The organism is Streptomyces sp. NPDC001858 (genome assembly GCF_053594615.1).
Map to the genome: position 1 here is coordinate 1 of NZ_JBSFEV010000079.1, position 19,109 is coordinate 19,109.

The 19,109-nt window shown below is 69.7% G+C and carries 14 protein-coding genes; 4 read left to right on the top strand and 10 right to left on the bottom strand.

Annotated features, from left to right (window positions below; genetic code table 11):
• The first annotated feature begins 582 nt into the window (after window positions 1-582).
• Together ACWCPF_RS44580 and ACWCPF_RS44585 are read left to right on the top strand one after the other, a co-directional pair.
• Window positions 583-1,710: a peptidoglycan recognition protein family protein gene (locus ACWCPF_RS44580; RefSeq protein ID WP_451050885.1), complete on the top strand. Its 1,128-nt coding sequence runs from the start codon at window positions 583-585 to the stop codon at window positions 1,708-1,710.
• 339 nt (window positions 1,711-2,049) lie between these two features.
• Window positions 2,050-3,117, top strand: a complete 1,068-nt coding sequence (locus tag ACWCPF_RS44585; RefSeq protein WP_451050886.1) for a methyltransferase — start codon at window positions 2,050-2,052, stop codon at window positions 3,115-3,117.
• A 169-nt stretch (window positions 3,118-3,286) separates the two neighbouring features.
• Here ACWCPF_RS44585 and ACWCPF_RS44590 read toward each other — a convergent pair whose 3' ends face one another.
• The 8 genes from ACWCPF_RS44590 to ACWCPF_RS44625 all read right to left on the bottom strand — a co-directional run bounded on the left by ACWCPF_RS44590 (window position 3,287) and on the right by ACWCPF_RS44625 (window position 12,111).
• A complete protein-coding gene (locus ACWCPF_RS44590; protein ID WP_451050887.1) occupies window positions 3,287-3,853 on the bottom strand; it encodes a hypothetical protein in 567 nt (188 codons plus the stop codon).
• Window positions 3,854-3,887: 34 nt separating this feature from the next.
• Window positions 3,888-4,334, bottom strand: coding sequence for a hypothetical protein (locus tag ACWCPF_RS44595; RefSeq protein ID WP_451050888.1), 447 nt, complete (start codon window positions 4,332-4,334; stop codon window positions 3,888-3,890).
• Window positions 4,335-4,448: 114 nt separating this feature from the next.
• Window positions 4,449-4,775, bottom strand: coding sequence for a DUF1048 domain-containing protein (locus ACWCPF_RS44600; RefSeq protein ID WP_451050889.1), 327 nt, complete (start codon window positions 4,773-4,775; stop codon window positions 4,449-4,451).
• 1 nt (window position 4,776) lies between these two features.
• A complete protein-coding gene (locus ACWCPF_RS44605; RefSeq protein WP_451050890.1) occupies window positions 4,777-5,133 on the bottom strand; it encodes a DUF1048 domain-containing protein in 357 nt (118 codons plus the stop codon).
• Complete coding sequence (locus ACWCPF_RS44610) at window positions 5,130-5,456, bottom strand: PadR family transcriptional regulator (protein WP_451050891.1); 327 nt, start codon at window positions 5,454-5,456, stop codon at window positions 5,130-5,132. The genes ACWCPF_RS44605 and ACWCPF_RS44610 overlap by 4 nt, the downstream gene beginning before the upstream one ends.
• A 602-nt stretch (window positions 5,457-6,058) precedes the next feature.
• The gene (locus ACWCPF_RS44615) at window positions 6,059-10,639 is read right to left on the bottom strand and encodes a trypsin-like serine protease (RefSeq protein ID WP_451050892.1); all 4,581 of its coding nucleotides are present in this window, start codon (window positions 10,637-10,639) and stop codon (window positions 6,059-6,061) included.
• A 13-nt stretch (window positions 10,640-10,652) separates the two neighbouring features.
• Complete coding sequence (locus tag ACWCPF_RS44620) at window positions 10,653-10,973, bottom strand: trypco2 family protein (RefSeq protein WP_451050893.1); 321 nt, start codon at window positions 10,971-10,973, stop codon at window positions 10,653-10,655.
• 181 nt (window positions 10,974-11,154) lie between these two features.
• Window positions 11,155-12,111, bottom strand: a complete 957-nt coding sequence (locus tag ACWCPF_RS44625) for a hypothetical protein (RefSeq protein ID WP_451050894.1) — start codon at window positions 12,109-12,111, stop codon at window positions 11,155-11,157.
• Window positions 12,112-12,447: 336 nt separating this feature from the next.
• Here ACWCPF_RS44625 and ACWCPF_RS44630 point away from each other — a divergent pair, with 336 nt between their 5' ends.
• Together ACWCPF_RS44630 and ACWCPF_RS44635 are read left to right on the top strand one after the other, a co-directional pair.
• The gene (locus ACWCPF_RS44630; protein ID WP_451050895.1) at window positions 12,448-13,584 is read left to right on the top strand and encodes a hypothetical protein; all 1,137 of its coding nucleotides are present in this window, start codon (window positions 12,448-12,450) and stop codon (window positions 13,582-13,584) included.
• Entirely contained in the window at window positions 13,581-18,062 is a 4,482-nt protein-coding gene (locus ACWCPF_RS44635; protein ID WP_451050896.1) for a hypothetical protein, read from the top strand. Before ACWCPF_RS44630 ends, ACWCPF_RS44635 begins: the two co-directional genes overlap by 4 nt.
• A gap of 27 nt (window positions 18,063-18,089) precedes the next feature.
• On the opposite strand, the gene ACWCPF_RS44640 is transcribed toward ACWCPF_RS44635, so the two are convergent.
• Window positions 18,090-18,572 (bottom strand): hypothetical protein, encoded by a 483-nt coding sequence (locus ACWCPF_RS44640; RefSeq protein ID WP_451050897.1) that lies wholly within the window; start codon window positions 18,570-18,572, stop codon window positions 18,090-18,092.
• Between the two features lie 148 nt (window positions 18,573-18,720).
• Window positions 18,721-18,864: a hypothetical protein gene (locus tag ACWCPF_RS44645; RefSeq protein WP_451050898.1), complete on the bottom strand. Its 144-nt coding sequence runs from the start codon at window positions 18,862-18,864 to the stop codon at window positions 18,721-18,723.
• Between the last annotated feature and the right edge of the window lie 245 nt (window positions 18,865-19,109).

A 19,109-nucleotide genomic window follows, 5' to 3' on the forward strand; every position in this document is an offset into this window, starting at 1 on the left:
AACGTTCCCGCTCATGATGTCTCCTCGTAATTGTGAACTCGGCATCAAGACACCGACCGCCCGCCCCGCGTAACAACTCACGGGATGAGACACAGGTCACATCGACTGCGGCGCAATGCCGCCCCTTCTTCGGGCGGCAGTCCGGGCAGGTGCGTAGGGACGTTCATCGGACGGAAGCCGAGGCGTGCGGGCCGCGATTTGTTCGCCCGCTCACCCGCCCGTGACGCGGAGTTTTGACGACGAGGTGCCGCCGCCGCATTCGGGACGCGGGCGAATGGATCTCCGTCGTGACCCGTGCCGATCAGGAGCTGAATATCGCGAATGAGCCGCAATGGTCGCTGACGAGATGTAACACCAACGTGTGACACCGTGTGTTCAGTCGGCCAACTCCCCGTAACTGAACGGCTTTTGGGTAATGAGAGGCGACCGCGTTCACAAGATGTGCACCCCCGCCTCGTATAAAGTGTCAGCGCTGAGGGAGAGCGCTTTCCGTCTGCCTTCCGCGACAGGCCCGGCATGTGATCCGCGGGCGGGCGGGGGCGACAACTTCCCCTCGTTCTGCGCCACTTGAAAGGACCCATTGTGCGCAAGAAGCTTCTGAACCGTCGTACCGTCCTCATGGCGGCCGGTGCCACGGCCGGCGTCGCGGCCGGCCTGGCAGCCATGCCGGCCGGTGCGACCACCCCCGCCCCGGCCGCTTCGGGCGCGGCTACGGTCCGTGTGCCGCGTACGCGTGCCAAGTCCGTCACCGGTGCCGCCGCGCGGACCGTGCAGGCCGACTTCCCCGTGGAGCACGTCGGTGTCAGCTGGACCGGGCCCAAGCGGGGCGCGAGCATCCGGCTGATAGGCCAGGACGGCAGCCGTGGCGCGTGGAAGGCGCTGCAGCCGGTGTGCGGGGCCGGTGCCGACGGGGATGCCGGGGACCCGGCGAAGAGCGTGAGCGTGCTGGTGCCGGCCGGCGGCGCCGCCGGGTACGAGCTGCAGCTGCCGGACGGTGCGACCGACGTACGTTCCACCGCCATCGACACGGTCAACGGGGCGTCCAAGGAGGTCGCCGTGGCCGCGAAGGTGGGGCAGATCGCGGGCATCGAGTACATCACCCGGGCCGGATGGGGCGCCGACGAGTCCCTCCGCTTCAAGGCGGACGGCACCGAGAACTCGCCGCAGACCTACTACCCGGCCCAGACGCTGACCGTGCACCACACGGCGGGCGTCAACGGCGACCCCGACCCGGCGGCCACCATCCGGGCGTACTACTACCTCCACGCGATCACGAACGACTGGGGCGACATCGGCTACCACTTCCTGATCGACGAGGCCGGCCTCATCTACGAGGGCCGTTACTCGGGCACGGACGGCATCCCCGCCCACGATGTGAGTCGGAAGATGGTGACCGCGTTCCACGCGTCCGGCTACAACTCGGGCAACCTCGGCATCGCACTGCTCGGCAACTCGAACGAGCAGGCCCCGACGGCCGCGGCTCGGGCGTCGCTCACCCAGCTGCTCGCCGCGCTGTCGATCTACCACAACCTCGACCCCGAGGCCGCCGTCACCTTCGTCAACCCGGTCAACGGCGTCCGCAAGGACGTCCAGATGATCAGCGGCCACCGTGACTGGCTCACCACCGAGTGCCCCGGCACCAACCTGTACGCCGACCTTCCCGCTCTGCGCAAGGACGTCGCGGCGAAGCTGCTGCAGCCCCACGTCTGACGGCAGCCCCACGTCTGACGGCAGCACCGGGCTGCCGGGCTGGCAGCCGGACTGTCGGCCGCGCGGGACGGCAGGTGACATCGGACCCCGACGCCGCGGCGGTCGACGCGGCCGCCGGCGGCGCCACGCGCCCGTCATGGGCCACGCCCCGCCCGTTGCACGGACGTGCAACGGGCGGGGCGCAGTGGTGGGCGGACGGTGGCCTTGGGCTGTTGTTTCGTCGGATTGGCCCCGGAGAAGCGCGTGCCCGCTGCGGTGATCTCCCGGACGCGAATGGGTCACCCACCACTTCCTCCTCTCTCTTGAGAGGCATTGATCAACATGACTGATGGGACTGGCATGACCGGCACCACTGGCACGACTGGCGCAACCGACGAAGCCGACGTCACTCCGAGCGGTCCGGCAGCCGATGCCGGCGCCGTCTTCAACCTGCTGGGTGGCCTCGCCGCCGCCCAGATCCTGCGGGCCGTGGCGGCGCTGAACATAGCCGATCATCTCGCCGACGGCGTCCTGTCGGCCGAGGAGGTGGCCGAGCGCGCCGGCAGTCATCCGCAGACCACGTACCGGCTGATGCGCGCGGCTTCGTCGTTGGGCCTGCTGAGCCATGAGGGGCAGCACCGCTTCGGTCTCACCGGGCAGGGCCGACTGCTGCGTGCGGATGTGCCCGGTTCCATCCGCTCCATGGCTCTGGTTCAGACCAGTCACAGCCACTGGCAGTCCTGGGCCCGCTTCCCCGAGGCGGTGCGACAAGGGAGCAGCCAGACCGAGAAGGCGCTGGGAGCGGACCTTTTCGAGTACTACGCGCGGCCGGAGAACGCTGCGGAAGCAGCGCTTTTCGCTGACGCGATGGGAGACATATCCGGCCTGGTGACACAGGGCGCCGTGGCCGCGGTCACCACCGCCGGAGTGTCCACCGTTGTCGACGTCGGCGGTGCGCACGGTTCTTTCGTCCTGGCGCTGATGGAAGCCGACCCCGAGCTGCGCGGGCAGGTTTTGGATCTGCCGCACGTCGTCGACGGCGCACGCGCCGAAGCCGAGAAGCGTGGCTTGTCCGACCGCTTCTCCGCGGTGGCCGGCGATTTCTTCCAGGAGGTTCCCCCGGCGGACCTCTACCTGGTGAAGACGATCCTGCACGACTGGGACGACGCCCAGTGCGAAACGATTCTGCGCAGGTGCCGGTCTGCCGTGAACGAGGGCGGACGCGTACTGGTCGTCGAGATGATCATCGGCGAGCTCGGCCGCCCCGACTTCGCCACTCTGTCCGACATGACCATGCTCACCATGACGAACGGCAGGGAACGCGAACTGACCGAGTTCGACGCCGTTTTCGCAGCCGCGGGATGGCGCCGCTCGAAGACGTACCCCGTCGGCGGCGGGTACTTCGGCATGGAGCTCGTCGCCGTCTGATCTCGGGTCTGCCGCTGCGACGGCGGCCCGGCCGGTCCGGACCGCTTCGTCGAGGTCGGCGGGCCCGTACCCGTACCCGTACCCGTGTACCGGTAACTCACCGCACCGTGCGTCTGTAGAGCACAGCGTGGCCCTGACTGCCGTGCTCTACCGCCCGCCCGGCGACCGCTCAAGGCTGCTTGTTGACGTCCTTCACCGAGGTCGGACCCAACTGCTTGGCGCTGGCGTACTCCGGCATCGTCATGGGCTTGTCGAACAGGAAGAACGACTGGTTCGTGCCGACCGTGAACTCCATGTACGCGTTCGTCGTGGCGTCGAAACCGTAGTAGGCGTTGCAGGTGGAACCCGACGTGTACGTGCCGTCCATGCCGGGCTGCGCGAGGACCGCGATACCGCTGTCGGAGTGCTCCACCTTCTCCGTCGGAGTGAGCATCTTGCAGCGCGGCACCGGCAGGCCCTTCATGATGAAGTACCCGTACTCGCCCTTGGCGTTCTGGATGTAGACGTACGAGAGTTTGCCCCGCTTACCCCATGTCGCGATCCACTGGTTGATCGCCTCGCGGGTCGGCGAGTAGTCCATGCGGCCCGCCGGCTGCTGGGCCACGAGGTGGTCGTAGTTGTCCTGCTTGGCCTTGTTCTCCTTGTCCTGGCTGGTGTCGCTGGTGCAGGACGTCAGGGCGAGGCCCACAACGAGCGCGACGACGGTGGCCAGGGCCATGCGTACGAACTTCTTCATGCGGTGCTGCCCTCTTCCCGGGGTGAGATGGGGATCAGTTCGTGCACGTCGTGCGTTCGGCGGCGGTGTCCAACCGGTACGGCAGATCCTTGTCACGGAAGGCCGTGCGGTGCTCCTGGGCGGCCTTCGAGTTGTACTCGTTGACCGACTCGATCCGCGTGGCCTTCAGCGCGGTGATCGACTGGTCGATCTGCGCGGTGCGCGTCTCCGAAGCGGTCTTGCGCTCTTCCTCGAGCGCCTGGATCGTCCCCTCGGCGTTCTGCACGGCCGCGCACAGATCGAAGAACACCTCGTACGTGGTCTGACGGAACTCGCCCGAGGCGACGGTGTTCTCGCGCTTGTCCACCTCACCGCGGAACGGCGCGGTGATCCACGCCGCGCCGCCGAAGGCGAACACCCCGATCACGTACAACACCGCCAGCCCGAGCACCCCGGCGACGGCCCAAGCCCCTAACCTTGCCCCTTCGCGTATCTGCCCCATGGCATCCCCCTTCGCAGGCGGCTCCGTGGCGTGGAACCACCTTCTGTGAAGGAGGACACGGCACCCGCTGAAACGGTTCCGCGGGCACGAGCGTCAGGAAGGGGCTACCCGGTCCTACTTCTCGGCCGTGCCGGGTTTGCCGCTGATGGACTCCTGATAGATGTCCGCGTAGGTGCGCGAGTCCTTGATCAGGTCGTCGCAGAAGGCGGCGACGTCGGTGCCGATGATTTCCAGGACTCCCTTGCCGGACGCGGCGCCCTCCTCGAAGAAATCGACGATCCCTGAGAGCAGGTTTCCGTCAGGCAAGTCGATCGGTCCGACCTTGAAGAAATACTTCTGGATCTCCTTGTAGACGATCTGATAGTCCGGCGGGAGCGCCTTGACCCGCGCCATGTGCGCTCGCCACTGCTTCTTGCCTTCGATGATGTCTTGGATGCCCACGTCAGCCTCCTAGCCGGCCCAATTTCCTTGCGACGTTCCGGTTCAACTGCTCGCGCCACCGGTCGCGATAGCTTCGAGTTCCCTCTCCACCGGCCAGCGCCGCGCAGAATCCTGCGATGTCGTCGCCCAGCACCTCGTCAACGCTCTGCCCGTCCGCGGCCGTTTCCTCGAGCAGTCCCAGGGCGCCGTCGAGGATCGGCATCAGGTTGCGGCCTGTGAAGTCCCCGTAGGGAGAGAGGTGAACGTTGATCTGTTCCCACGCCGCCCGGTAGTCGGCCGGCAATGCCTCGGCCCGGGCTTGGAACGCCTTCCATTCCCTGGTGAGGTCGCTTCCGGTGATGGTCTCCCAGAAATTCATTTTCCGCCCTCCTTGAGCTTGTCGATTCGTGATGAGAGGTACTCCCATTTCGCCCAGAACCTCCCGAGTTCTTCGCGCCCCGTGTCGTTGAGTGCATAGAACTTGCGGGGCGGACCCATCCCGGATGGCCTTTTCGTCGCCTGGACGAGCCCGTTCTTCTCCAGTCGCAGCAAGATGGTGTAGACCGTCCCCTCGACGACGTCGGCGAAGCCGAGTTCATTCAGCCGACGGGTGATGGCGTATCCGTAGGTCTCCTCGCTGTCGATGATTTCAAGCACGCAGCCCTCAAGGGTGCCTTTCAGCATCTCCGTCAGGTCGTCCACGACGGGCCTCCTGTTCGATCCCCCTCGTACTTCGTAGTACCGAGTACCACTATACGGTATCACGGAGTAGTCCACCCGGGGGAGGAGCGGGCGCGCGGGAGCCGTCGGCGATCACAGGACTGCGCGAGCCGGTGCTGCGGTCGGCGAAGCCGGGTGCGAGACGCCCTGTCCCGCCGCGCGGTCGCATCACGGCTGCCGGAGAACGACCTCGGGATACGCGGCCACCGGCCCGTCGAGGATCGGCTGCGGTATGCCGCGCAGGTGAAGGCTGCACGCTCTGGGCGGAGGCGGCGGGCGCGGCGCCCAGAAGCGGGACGGGGACGGACAGGGCGAGAGCGAGGGCGAGCAGGATGGCTGCGGCGGCTCTGCGACGACGTCTGGTGGTCATGCGGCCGACGCTAGGCCTCAGGCTGCCCCCAACACGTCGAACTACAGGGGTACTTGGGCGTACCTCGATGGTCTGATCTCGTCAGACCTGGGTCTGGCCCGCTTTGCCCTGCGGACCGACAACCTCAACATGCGATCCCAACAGGCCCTGACACGCCTGGGGTTGGTCTATGAAGGAACGCTCCGCAGTCACCGTCCATGCCCTGGGCGGGCTGTCAGTCGTCCATCAGCAGAGTGGTCGCCGTTTTGAGTAGTTCGGGTGCGACCTCGGGCATGGCGCTCAGCGTCGTCGTCCATGTTCCGACGCTGAGTGCCTCGGCCAGCAGCGCGTGACCGGCCGCTTCGTCTCCGGCTGCGCGCGCGACACGGGCCAGCGTTGTGGCCCGTCGGTCCGCGTCGGCCAGAGTGCGGGCTTGGGCGGCGGCCTCGGCGAGGTGGTCGGCGGCCGCGTGGTGCTGCCCTGCCGCGCTCAGTGTGCCTGCCATGTCGGCCAGCGCCTCCGCACGGTCGGCGGGATCCGGGATGCTCCGGGCGGCATCCCCGGCCGCCGGCAGTTCTCCTGCGGCGAGCAGCGCGCCGCTCGCCTGGGTGAGGGCGATGGCCCGCAGATCGAGGTCGGGGATGGTCAGGGCGAGCGCGGTGGCCCGTTGTGGTTGCCCGCAGCTGAGCAGCACGCGGAACGCGTTGAAGAGGACGTCGGCCTGCATGTCCGGGTCGTTGAGGGCGCCCGCCTGTTCGACCGCCATGTCTGACCAGTGCTCGGCGGGCAGGGTGTCTCCCGCCAGGGCGAGTGTGTGGGCCGCGTATGCCAGTGTGAGAGCCCGTGCTCCGGTGCCGTCCACATCGCCCACATCGTCGACGCCGGCGGTGAGGAGCGTGACCAGTTCGACGGCGTGCCGGACGTCGCCCGCCTCGACCAGTGCCTCCGTGATGCCGGCCAAGAGGCGGGGGTCCGAAAGGGGTTCGTCGACGGTCAGGGCCACATCGATGGCGCAGTGCGCCAGCAGGCATGAGTCGGTCTCGAAGCGGTTCTGGTCGTCGGGGCGCGCCAGGGTCCGGACGACCCTTTCCATGGCGAACGCCCTCCCCAGCGGGTCCATGGCGGCGAGGGCGAGAAAGCCCGCCTGGGTCGCCGCGTCCTGGGCTCCCTGGAAGTCGCCTGTCTCCGACAGCGCCAGTGCCAGGTGTGCCATGGCGTCGGCCTTGGTCTCCGCGTCGGTCAGCGCATCGGCGAGGTCGCACGCCTCGTCCGTTCTCCCTGCCCGTGCGAGGGCCTGGACGATGCCGACCAGGGGACGTTGCCCGGAGCCGAAGCCGGCGTGTCCGAACGTGAAGATGACGTCCCGGGCGATGTGAGCGGCACCTTGGAGATCTTCCGCTCTCGCGAGGGCCAAGGCCACCTCTGCCCAGGCGTCGGCCCGCAGGTCGACGTCGATGCTCATCTCGTCGGTGCGCCGGGTCAGTTCGGTCGACTGTGCCGTCAGGCGGACGGCGGTCTGCAGGTCCCCGGCCTCAGCGCAAGCCTTGGCGGTGAGGGCGAGGGCGTCGGACCGTGCGGCCGGGTCGGCCAGCGACTCGGCCATGCGCGCAGCCCGTTTCAGTCTTCCCGCCCGGCCCAGCGCGTCGATCAACTGGGCCAGGGTGAGGGCCGACGGACGGTTCTTCGTGCCGGCCCGGGCCAGCTTGCTCGCCGCCTCCGCCACGCTGGCGGCACCGTGCAGATCCTCGGCGCGCGCCAAGACCGTGCCCGCCGCGGCCAGCAGCTCCAACCTGGGGGCCGGGTCGTCCAACGACCGCGCGATCTGCGCAGCCTCGTGGGCGAGCGGAGCGGCGTGACCGGGTTCTCCGCAGTCGGCGAGCGCCCGGCCCGCGGTCAGCAGAGCCCGGGCCCTGTCCTGCGGCCGGGTGAGAGTCCGGCCGATCTCGGCTGCCTCCCACGGCCTGCCTGCCCGCGTCAGCACCTCCACCACCTCGCGCAGGACGTCGTCCTGACGGTCCTCGTCCGCGGCGACGAGCGCGGCGGCTTCGAGTGCGAGCTGCACCGCACTCCGTTGCTGCTCCCGGGAGCGGAGGTCCGACCACAGGCGAGCTTCGGCCAGCGCCAGCATGCCGCGCGCCACCACCATCAGCCGGCCGGCCTGCCGAGCGGGGTCGGACACCTGACGGACGAGGTCGGTGGCCTCCTGGCACAGTTCCTCCGCGCGTTCCACCTGCCCTGCCTCAGCCAGCGCTTCGGCAATGCGAGCCAGGTGTTCGCCCTGCACGCCGGGACTTTTGAAACCCAGGGCGTGGGCCGCCTCGGCGAGTTCGACGGCGCGGCCGTGCTGCCCCGTGCGGGCCATCATGCGGGCGACGCTCACGAAGTGCGCGGGCCGGCTGCCCGGGTGCATGGCGGGGACCATGCGGGCCGCCTGGTGTGCGAGTTTCTCCGTTCTGTCAGTGATACCGCCGCTGCGGCAGGCTTCGCTCGCCTCGGCCAGTGCCACGACCGAGAGGTGCAGTGCCTCGAACTGCGGCCCCGGAGCGTCATGGAGGATCCGGAAGTTCTCCGCCTGCCGGCCGGGGTCGGTGATGATTTCCGCGAGGCCGACGGCTGTCCGCAGCGGCGAGGTGGGGTCCTCGCCCACCCGGGCCAGCATCCGGGCGACTCGGGCGAGCATGCGCACCTGGTCCTTCACGCTGAGCAGGGTGACGGTCTCGGCGCGGGCTGCGACCTCCTCCACCACCTCGCGCGCGGTCGTGACCTCGGCTCCCTCCAGCAACGTGTCGCCGATCGCCATCAGTTGCTCGACCCGCCGGGCGGAGCTGGAGTGCGCGCGGGCGAGGGCGACGGCACGACCGGTGTGTCCCAACACCGCCCACAGCGCGACGAGTTCGTCTGGGAGGTTTCCGGTGTGCCGCAGAAGTCCGTCACGCCGGTGCGACAGCCGCATCGCCGTCTTGAGGTCGGGCCGGGGCGAGTTCAGCAGCAGCCGGAAAGCATCGTCGATCTCGGCCAGCGCGGCGGCGTCCGAACCCGTCGCGCGCCACAGGCGTTCGTGGCGCACCGCATCGGTGGCCAGCCGTCCGAGCCGCTCCGTGTCGCCGAGGGAGCGCAGCAGTTGGGGGTACCCGACCAACGCGTACTCAGGGGTGTCCGAGGGCCAGCCGGCCTTCCGCCACACCTTGACGAAGTCACGCACCCGTTTCCGCTCGCGTGCCAGTTCATTCTGGCTCAGCAAGTCAAGTGCGCTGTCCTGCAGTTGCCGGTGGCCGAAGAAGTACACGGCTTCCGCGCGGCAACCGTCCGCCGCGTTCCGGGAGGCGCGCAGCTGGAAGGACCGGCCGACCGAACCGCCCAGCACCTGCCTGACGCGCCCCGCACTCGTGCCGGTCAGGTGAGCGAGATCTTCGGCGCTCAGCCCGCCGCCTGCGGCCGCGGTGAGCCGGGTGACCTCCTTGCCCAGGCCGCCGCCGTCCAGCAGGGCCGTCAGACTCTGCTCGGCGTCGACATGCGCCGCCCGCGCGGCCGGGGAGCTCTCCAGCCAGTGGTCGATCTCCTCCCCGCGCAGCGGATGCCCTTTGGAGACATCGATCGGCACGGGCAGCCCGGGACGCGTGGCCAGCACGATCCGTGCCGCGGGGTGGGGCCGGGTCGGCAGCAGTGCGGCGATGCTGTAGCCGGTGCTGCTGCTGGTCACCCCCGTGTCCTCGTCCAGTCCGTCCACGACCAGCAGCAGCCGTCGCCCCCGCTGCGCGGCCTGTTGGGCTGCGCGCTGCAGCGCCAGATGGAACTGGTCCCGGGAAGTGCATTTCAGACCGGAGTCCTTGAGATACCAGCGCAGTTGCTCATCCATGGCGGCCAGGAACGCGGTGCGGTCGGAGTGCCGGGGCTGCCGAGTGGTCACGAAATACGCCAGCACGTCCACGCCCGGGGGAGGATGGAGGACGAACTGCGCCAGCAGCGCCGTCTTTCCCGCCCAGGCAGGCGCCGTCCATCGCCAGTACCCGCTCTGCTGTCCGTCAGGCGCCGCGCAGTAGCGTTCCATGGCGGCCAGTTCCTGCTGCCGTCCCTCGAACCGGGTGGCCGCGAACTCCCCGACTTCGAGCAGATGGCCGGACTCCCGCACCGGCGGCCGTCCGTCCACCCGCTCCAGCACCGGTGCGTCTGCGCCGTACCGCTTCAGCAGCTCCGCGAATTCGCGACGAGCGGCGAACGCACTGGTCGGCAGCGCGTACAGGCGACGGTTCTGGTGCTCGACGTCGTCGAGGACCACCACCCCGACCAGCAGATCACGGCAGAACACCGCCGTCCCCGACACCCCCGCCCATGCGCGCTGCCCGTTGCGCGAGACTCCGGGGGCGTTGTCCTGGACCAGCGTCCAGGTCATGCCGGGCCCGGGGGCCAGGGGCGGAAGGTCTCCCCACAGCTGTTCGATGCCCCGCTTGTCGTCCTCGTAGGACACGGCGTGCTCAGGGAACCCGAGCCCGTCGTAGCGCAGCGGACTCGTACCGTCCGGACAGCCCCAGCGCACCGCCTCCGGGACGCCCACCGGCGCGTCCAGCAACAGCAGCGCCACGTCATCGCCCTCGTCCGGCACCCACAGCACCGACGCGGTGCGCCGCTCGATGGGAGGGCGAAGGGGATGTCCGACGCGCACATCGATCTTTTCCCAGGGCACGCCAGTAGCCGGGTCCTCCACCACGACATGACGTGCCGTCAAGACCAGGCTGGACGCCACCAGATAGCCCGATCCGGCGGACTGTTGACTCTTGGCGGTCCCGCTACGGATGTCTGCCAGCCTGCGTGGATCCACCTCGGACGGCCCGTCACCAGCCCTTGGAGACGGAGTCGTTCACAAGGGCGTTCCGGGGGCCGTCGGGACCCTCGCCGAGGGCCTGATCCCTGACCTTGAGTCTCAACACCAGCTTGTGCGTCCGCGCCGAGGCGGAGGTGCCGCCCACGCCCACCGAGGCCACCCCGAACGACAGCTTCCCCTCCGGCCGCACATCGGAACGCAGCTCCAGCAGCAATTCCAGCTGAGCCTCCTCCACTTCGAAGGCGAATTGCTGCCTCGCCCCCGCTTCCTGCGCCTGGTACAGCTCCTGCCGCAGTTCCTCGATCGCCGCGGCCAGGCCGATCTCCGACATTCCCCACCCCTCAAACGCGCTGGTGGGAAAGGCACCCCCACGCGAACCCGGTGGCACCACACTGCCCTATCGCCACCACCCGGCGCAGCCGAACGGACACGGTGCGTTGCGGAGGGATGCTCCGCGAGGACGAACGTCCGCTCACCGCAAGCCTCCATTCGTGTGCGTCTGCGGAATGACGTCACGGCCAGCGCCCGCGGTCGTAGATCGCCCGCAGCCACGGTTCCCGGACGGCGGCCATCCGCGCCAGCGTGTCCCGGAACGCACCGCCCGACGGCCCGAACGGCCACTGCGGGTGCGGTGGCAGCGGATCGTCCCGCTCCACGCCGGCCGGCAGCCCGCCGACCACCGGCAACCGCGTCCGGTGGGGAGGGAACGCCAGTTCGGCCCAGAGCCCGGCCTCCATGGGCACGGCCACCGCACCGCTGCTCGGCTGCCACACCTCTCCGGTCTGCGGATGGACCGGCGCCAGCACCAGCTCGGCAGCCGGCTCGCGGAGCCCCGGTCCCGCCAGATCCAGCCGCTCAGCGTCCTTCCCGGAGGGCAGCAGCCCGGCGAGCGCCCGGCCGAGGGTCTCGGCGACCGGACCGGGCGCCGCCTCGACCGGCCTGCCCCCGGCGGCCACCACCACATGGGCGAGGGCCACGCCCGCCGGGATGTCCCGGTACTCGCTCAGCCCGTGCCACAGCGCACCGTCGGCCGTCAGCTCCGCCCAGTCCATGATCGGCCGCTCCGGCGGAGCAGGCAGTCGCACCACCGTCTGCGGGAGGAGCCTGACCACCTGCCACTCCCCGCAGTCGTCGATCCGAGATCCGACCGGCAGCCCGCAGCCCAGGCAGGCGAGGTTCGGCCCGCCGCTCCCGTTGATCCCCCTGCAGTAGCCTTCGGTCCGCTCCGCGATCAGCCCGGCGCCGCGTAGGTCGCCGGGCGCTAGCAGGACGGTGTGCGACGGGCCGTCGGACAAGGAGCCGAACGGTGCGAAGACCCCCCGCGCGGCCGCCTCCTGCGCGCCGACCTCCTCCCACGGCCGCCAGGGCGGCCCGTACCGCTCGGGGTCGACGGCATAGGTCCCCGCCTCCATGAGCGGTGGGTGCAGCGCCTCCCAGTAGGAGTCACTCAGGTGGATCGGCCGTGCCACCTCCGACACCGCCGCCGTCAGTACCGCACCGCAACCCGCACACCCGAACACCGCCAAGCCGTCCCCCTGCCGTTGAGCCCCCGCATCCCACCAGGCCGGTGATCGGGAGGCAACGGCTTTTCGGCCGACGCCGAATTCCTGATCGGAATCGGACGATCAGCCGCCGTCCGGCGCGGGGGCGGCACCCGGCGCGGGGGCGGCACCGGGCGCGTGCTGCTGGGGTGTGCGCCCCCGCTGCGCCACGAGGAGCTACCCCTCCAGCGACCGGCCTCTTGCGGCGGCGCGTTTTCGGCATCCAGGCTGGGGGTCGGCGCTCACTCGGGAAACGGGGGCGGGATGGTCGCTGCCGCGGACATCATCAGGACCAAGACGGCAGGCTTCGTCGGCCGCGACTACGTCTTCACCGCCGTGGAGAAGTTCATCGAGGACCACGACCGCGGCTTCCTGGTCCTCGAAGGCGATCCCGGAGCCGGCAAGACCGCCATTCTCGCCGAGTACATCCGCCGGACCCACTGTGTCGGACACTTCAATCTGCGTGCCCAGGGGCTGAACACGGCTGGGCATTTCGTGAAGAGTCTGTCCGAGCAGTTCGTGGCACGCTACGGCGCGCATGGGGCCGGCGGTGCGGACGGCGGTGAAGCGGTGCCCAGGATGCTCAGCGAGGTCAGGGCGGGACTGCCGGACGGAATTCCGCTGGTGATCGCGGTGGACGCGCTCGACGAGGCGGAGGCGACCCCCGGCGCGGCGAACCCGTTGTACCTTCCGGGGATCTTGGACGAGGGCACCTATCTCGTACTGACGACGCGCCGCAACGAGAGCGCGCTGCACATCGACAGCCCGTTCCAGAAGATCGACTTGAAGGACTTCCACGCCGAGACCATGGCCGACGTGCGGCGTCACCTGGAGAACCGGTTGTCCGAGGGCGCTCTCGCCCGCCGCGTGGAGGAATCGCACCTCGGCACGGACGAGGTGGTGGCCCGGCTCAGCGAGATGAGCGAGGGCAACTTCATGTATCTCTACTACACGCTCATGGACATCGCGCGGTCACCCGGCCTCGATCTCGACCGGTTTCTACGGGAGTTGCCGCAGGGCCTGGAGAACTACTACCGGCTGCACTGGCAGTCGATGGGCATGACCGCTGCCGAGGCGCCGACGGTGAACGCGTGGATCCTGTACGTCCTGTGCGAGGCGGAGGCGCCGCTGCCGGCGTGGATCATCTCCTCGATCCTGGCTCCCGTCACGACACGGGTGTCACCGGCGTCCGTACAGCAGTGTCTGACCCAGTGGCTGCCCTTCCTGCACCGGGACATGTCGACGTCACCGGCCAAGTACAGCCTCTACCACGCGAGTTTCCGAGACTTCCTGCACCGTCACGACGTGGTCGCCAACGCCGGCATGGACCTCACCAACGTCCGTGCGGCCATCGCCGAACTGCTGTGGCAGCACATGATGGGGGACAGCGAGGGCATATGACTGCTGAGCTGGACGCCCTGGCCCTGAGCAGGATGGTCGCGCTCCTCCACGGTGCGGGGCAATCGCGGCGCGTCTACCAGCTGTTCGAGTCCGACCGCTGGCTGCTGCTGCACCTGCGCGACCCCAAACAGGGGTGGGCGGGGTACGCCTCGGACCTCGCCCTCGCCTTCGAAAGCCTCGACCGCGACATCGCCCGGCGAAGCGCGCCGGCCGGTGAGACCGTACTGCGGCTGGTACGCCTGTGCATGATCCGGTCGGCCCTCACCTCGTCGACCGACATCCCCGAGGGCGTCCTGCTCGGCGCCGTCCGCTCCGGGGCATGGCGGGGAGAAGACATCACCTCGGCGATCGAGCGGTATGCCGACCACGACCGGCAGGCTTCCGCCTACGTCACCCTGCTGCGGTCGAGCCTGGACGCCGAAGGCCGCACCGCGGTACAGCGGGCACTCACCGCGCTCGCCTTCGTCCGCCCCGACCGGATGCCGACGGCCGAACTGCTGCGCGGCATCCCCCTCCTCGACCCACCCGACCGAGGCGCCGTCGCGGACCGCCTCGCGCTGTGCCGCATGGAGCCGCTCGTCCGCTCGGCCCTGCGCGGCAGAGGCTTCCGTCCGGGCGTCCTGAGCGCGGTCGCCGCCGTCACGATGATGGCGGCGGTCCCCGAGGCACGACGGCCGGCGCTGGTGAAGAAGGCCGTCGACACGCTACTGGAAGAAGCGGCCCGCATCAGTCGGCACGCCCAGGCGGAGTACGTCGACCGGCTCGAGACCGCCACGACGTTTCAGGACGTCGCGACAGCCGATCTCACGGAAGTGACGTACGGCGACTACCGACGCCGGCCCAGGGCGTTGGCGGCCTTGGCCACGGCCGCGGAGTTCCTGTCCGCGTACCCGTCCCCCGACCACCTGCCGGCCGCGTTCGCGTCATGTGCGGGGTGTGCGACGTCCGCCGAGGAGTGGGCGGCGTTCTCGGCGACCTGCGCCGCGGGCCTGCACGAGGCGGGCGTCCCCTGGGAGCCGCCGGCGTACCGGCAGGCAGCGCGCTACACGTCCCCGCTGTGGCGCCGGGACCAGGACCGCCTGTGGTGGCAGTGGCAGGTTCAGCTGCGCATCAGTCTGTCGAAGCAGGGTCCCCACGGTTCCCAGCAGGAAGACGAAAGCCACCATATCGGCTACCTCAGTCTGGAGGAGGTACAGAGCGGATGGGTGCAGCGAGCGCTCAGTGCCCTGACGGCCACCGGCGGCTCCGGCCTCCCCGCGGCGCCTCCGTTCCCCGCGACCGTGCCGACGCCGCAGCAGGACGAGGAACCCACCGCCGAATCGGGCTCTCTCGTGATGGACGCGCTCAAGCGCTCCACCGCCCCCTTCGTCGCCGCGCTGTCCGTGACGCTGAGCGGCATGCCCGTCGAAACCGTCGACGAGTTGATTCCCGCCGCATTCGACGACGAGCTCCTGCCCGTGCAGTTGCTCAGTCTCGACAGCGCCGTACGCAACGAGCAGCTGGACGCGGAGGTGGCCCGACGCACGATGGGCGGGTTGCTGCGCCATGCGCTCCACCTGGCGCATCGAGCGGGCGGCATGCGGAGCGCCTGGACCAGTGTGGACACCGAACTGATCGCGGCGGCAGACCTGACGCCCGTCGTGGACCTGGTACTCGGCATGCCGACGGAACCGGAACGCAACCACGCCAGCGATCTGTTCCAGTCCCACGACGTGGAGGTCCGTGACGTCCCGCTCCTGGCCGCCCTCGAAACGGTCGTCGACCATCTCGACACGACGGGCGCGGTCCGCCTGGCGGACGCCTTGCTGTCCGTGCGCAGCACCCCGGTACGCAACCAGGGCCTGAACATCCTGGCGACCCGCCTCCCCAGGGAGACGATCGAACAAGTGCTCGCGTTGAGGTGGCGGCCGGGCGACGCGCGCGAACAGGTGTGGGCCCTGCGTGAGATCGCCTCCGGCTGTCCGGCCGACGCGACCGAGGCCAGGGCGATCGTCGAGGAGACGGCCGTCGCCGCGGCGAGCGGCATCGAGGACGGCTGGGCCTACGCCGACACGCTTCTGCACTCCCGGGACGGGAACGGCCACCTTGCCGCCGCAACCGTGGCAGCGAGCCCCGAAGTGCTCGCGGCGGTAAGGCGGTTGAGCGTCAACAACCGGACGGACGCCCTGCGCGGGCTGTGCCGGCACATCGGCCCTGACCAGACGATTCCCGCGGCGCTGTTCGAGGAGATCCTGAAGCTGCCGGCCGTGAACGCGTTCGGCACCTACAGTTGGCGCGCCGTCGCCCTGGTCGCCTGCGCGGAGTCGCTCGACGCGGCCATGGCAGGCCAGGCCCTGGATTCCGCCATGGAGCTCCCGGAGCGCTTCTCAGACGGTTCGAGCGAGGCATGGGGACGCGACTGGACCACCGAGTTCCTGCGTGCGGCCGTGGTGGACGCACTGGCCCCGGCGCTGTCACCGTCCGATGCGCGCCGTGCCTTCGACTATGCGAAGGGCCTGCCGTATCTTGCGCGCGAGCCCGTCTTCCGCACGCTGGCGAAGACGGCCGACGCCGCCCTGGCCCATCGGCTCTTCGACCACACCGTCGAGCGCTATCGGGGCTACCTGAGCCTGAGCCTGGACGACTCCGCACCGCCACGCGCAGTCGACGAGGTCGTCTCCATGGAAAAACCCGAGGTCTTCCTGATGCACCGGCAGGTGCAGACCGCGGAGATCATCGCCGCGGTGGTGGACCGGCTGGACGGCCCGCGCCGGGCGGTCGCGGCAGAGGTGGCCATGGGCTTCTCCGCCTCCGGTCCGTGCGCATGGCTCGGCGCGGCCGTTCTGAACCACCTGGAGGAGGGGGACGAGGTGAACGTGCCGCTCCTCACCGGGGCGGCGCTGGCGGATGCGTACGGCTACGTCGCCGAGGACCCGGCCCGTATCGATCTGCTGATCGACCTGCTCCCTCATACGGACCGTCAGGCCGCGCAGCAGCAGGCGGAGCTCGCCCGGTTCCTCGCGCCGCGGTTCCCGAACCTGAGCGAACCCTTCCTCGACGAGGCTCGCCAACGATCCCTCGCCCCGGACGACTTGGCCGAGTACTGCCGGCTGACCGGCCTGGACCACGTGTCGCGGCTCAAGCAGGAGGGCTCGGACGGTCTGCCCCAGGCAGACGCCAGGCGGCGGATGGGCGACTGGATCCTGCGCCCCTTCGCGCGCCACGTGCGCAACGACGTCCTGCGGCAGGTGCTGCTGGCCTCTCCGGCCCTCAGCCGGATCCGCGCCCTGTCGCGGCTCTCGGAGATCCTGCCCGAGAAGTTCCACGCCGACGTACTGACCGCGTCGGTCCGGCAACTCGTCGATCACGCCTCCCGTCTCGGCGAGGACGACCTGGCCGCGCTCAGCCGGGTCGTCGAGCAGTTGCCCGGCGCGGAACGCGGAGTGTTCCTCGATCTGGTGGCCGCGCTCCCCGAGGCCGACCGCCGGTCCGCGGCAGCCGTCGAGGCTGAGTTCCTGGAGGAGCTCTACTGGGACTGGGGTGGCCTTCTGCGCCCGCACCCCCGGTACGAGGAGGACAGCAGGTCGGTCGCGGTACAACTGATCGGCAGTCAGCTCAGGGACGAACGGTTCCGTGCGTCCGTCCATTTCGTGACGCCACGTGTCCGCTTCCTGGCGCAGTTGGTGCGCTATCTGCCGCCGGACGACGTCACGCGGGCCGTGCTGCTGCTCCGCGACTTTCCCGAGCTCGAACGGGCCGCAGGGCTCGCCGTGCTGTTGCCGGTGGCCGACGAGGCGACCGCCCGGCTCGTCCACGCCGAGATCCGGTCGCTGGAGTCCCGGTTCGCCCGGCTGTGGGTGCTGTGGCCGGCTCCGGACGTGCTGGGCGACGAGGGAGCGGACGCGGATACGGACACGGACGGGGATACGGACGCGGACGCGGACACCACGGCGTCGGCCGAAGAGAACGTCGCGTTGTTCGACATGCCCTCCTCGGTGGGAGCGGCGGCCTTGCTGATGATGGGTCATCTGGGCGTGGACCGCACGTTCGACATCATCCTCGACCAGATCGGGAAAGCCGGCGCCGCTGGTGACGACGAGACGCTGCTGAAACTGATGACCCTCGCCGCGCGGATCGGAGAGGATGCGCGGCATCGCCGACGGCTCTCGACCCTGCCGACCCGACTGTCGACACCGAAGTCCCGATACCAGGCACTGCTCCTGCTCGGTCGGGCCGGCCTGCGCCTGTCCGACTGCCTGCACGAGAACGGCGAGAACGGCGAGAACGGCGGGGAGGGCGGAGACCACGGCACAGACGCGGTTGCTCTCCTCACCGCCGTCTCCCTGCGCCTGTCCGAACTCTCCACGCAGCCACGCACACAGTTCCTGCGTGCCCTGTCGGGTGAGATGGCGGTGGTCACCGGTTTCCTCGACGGCTCCGAGCAGCTGGCGCTGGCGCGGACCATCCGACAGGTCTGCGACCAGTGGCGGTGGCCGTGACGCCCCGGGTCCCGCCGGACAGGCCCCTCAGTCACCGAGCAGCCGCCGTGGCGGTTCGTGCGTCGTCCGCAGCCAGCGCAGACCTGCCGAGTCCGTGAAGCGGAGTGTGACCGAGGCGGACCCCGGCAGGTCGACGGTCCCGGCCTCGGCGGCGGCCTGGACGACGAGCCGTCGCACCTCACCGGGCCGGAGAGCCCGTACGCCCTCCGTCGCCGGCCCCGGGCCGACCGCCACGAAACGCCCGTTGCGGTCCTCGACGTTCTGACCGGTCACCCGAACAGTTCCAGGACCGGTCACCGTCACCTGCACGTCCAGATCGTGGATCGCCTCGCGGCTGTCGTTGCGGATCTCGAGGAAGGACAGCCCCAAGCCACGTCGTATCGTGGCGGAGACGAGACGGGCCGTCGACGCCTCCCGGTCGCGGAGTTCCGACGCCAGTCTCCTGTTGTCCTTGACGGCGAGCAGCAGCGCCACCGTCACCGCCGCGAACGTTCCGACGGCGCCTGCCACTTGCCCGACAGCACTCAACCAATCGGTGACCGAAGGCGTCTGGCTGAACATCATCGGCAGGGCTCCCTTCCCCTGCAACGCCCCTACCCAGCCGTCGCCTTGGCCGACACCTGTGGCGTGAACAGGTCGGCCGCCGAGTCCTCAGGCGTCAGGCCCCCAGGTCGGCTTCACGTGGCCGCTGCATCACGCCCCGCAGCTGCTGCTCATCCCCGGCACCGCTGAACCGCCATCCGCTCGACCGCGGCGCCGGCACCCCGTCAATGCCCTCCTCGGCCGCATGAATGTCGCTCACGCGGCCACCGCCTAGCCGTGTCAGGCTGAATTCGGCGAGCCGGGCCCGACTCGCCCCCTGCCGCGCGCCCCCGGGGCCTGTCCGACCTCGTCAGGGCCGCGTAACGCCACTCGCGGAGGGTGGGTCGGCGTTTCGCGACTTCTGGTGTGTGCCAAGTCTCATCCCTGGGTTGTCACGGGGGGCGGTCGGTCGGTGTCTTCATGGCGAGTTCACAATTACGAGGAGACATCATGAGCGGGAACGTC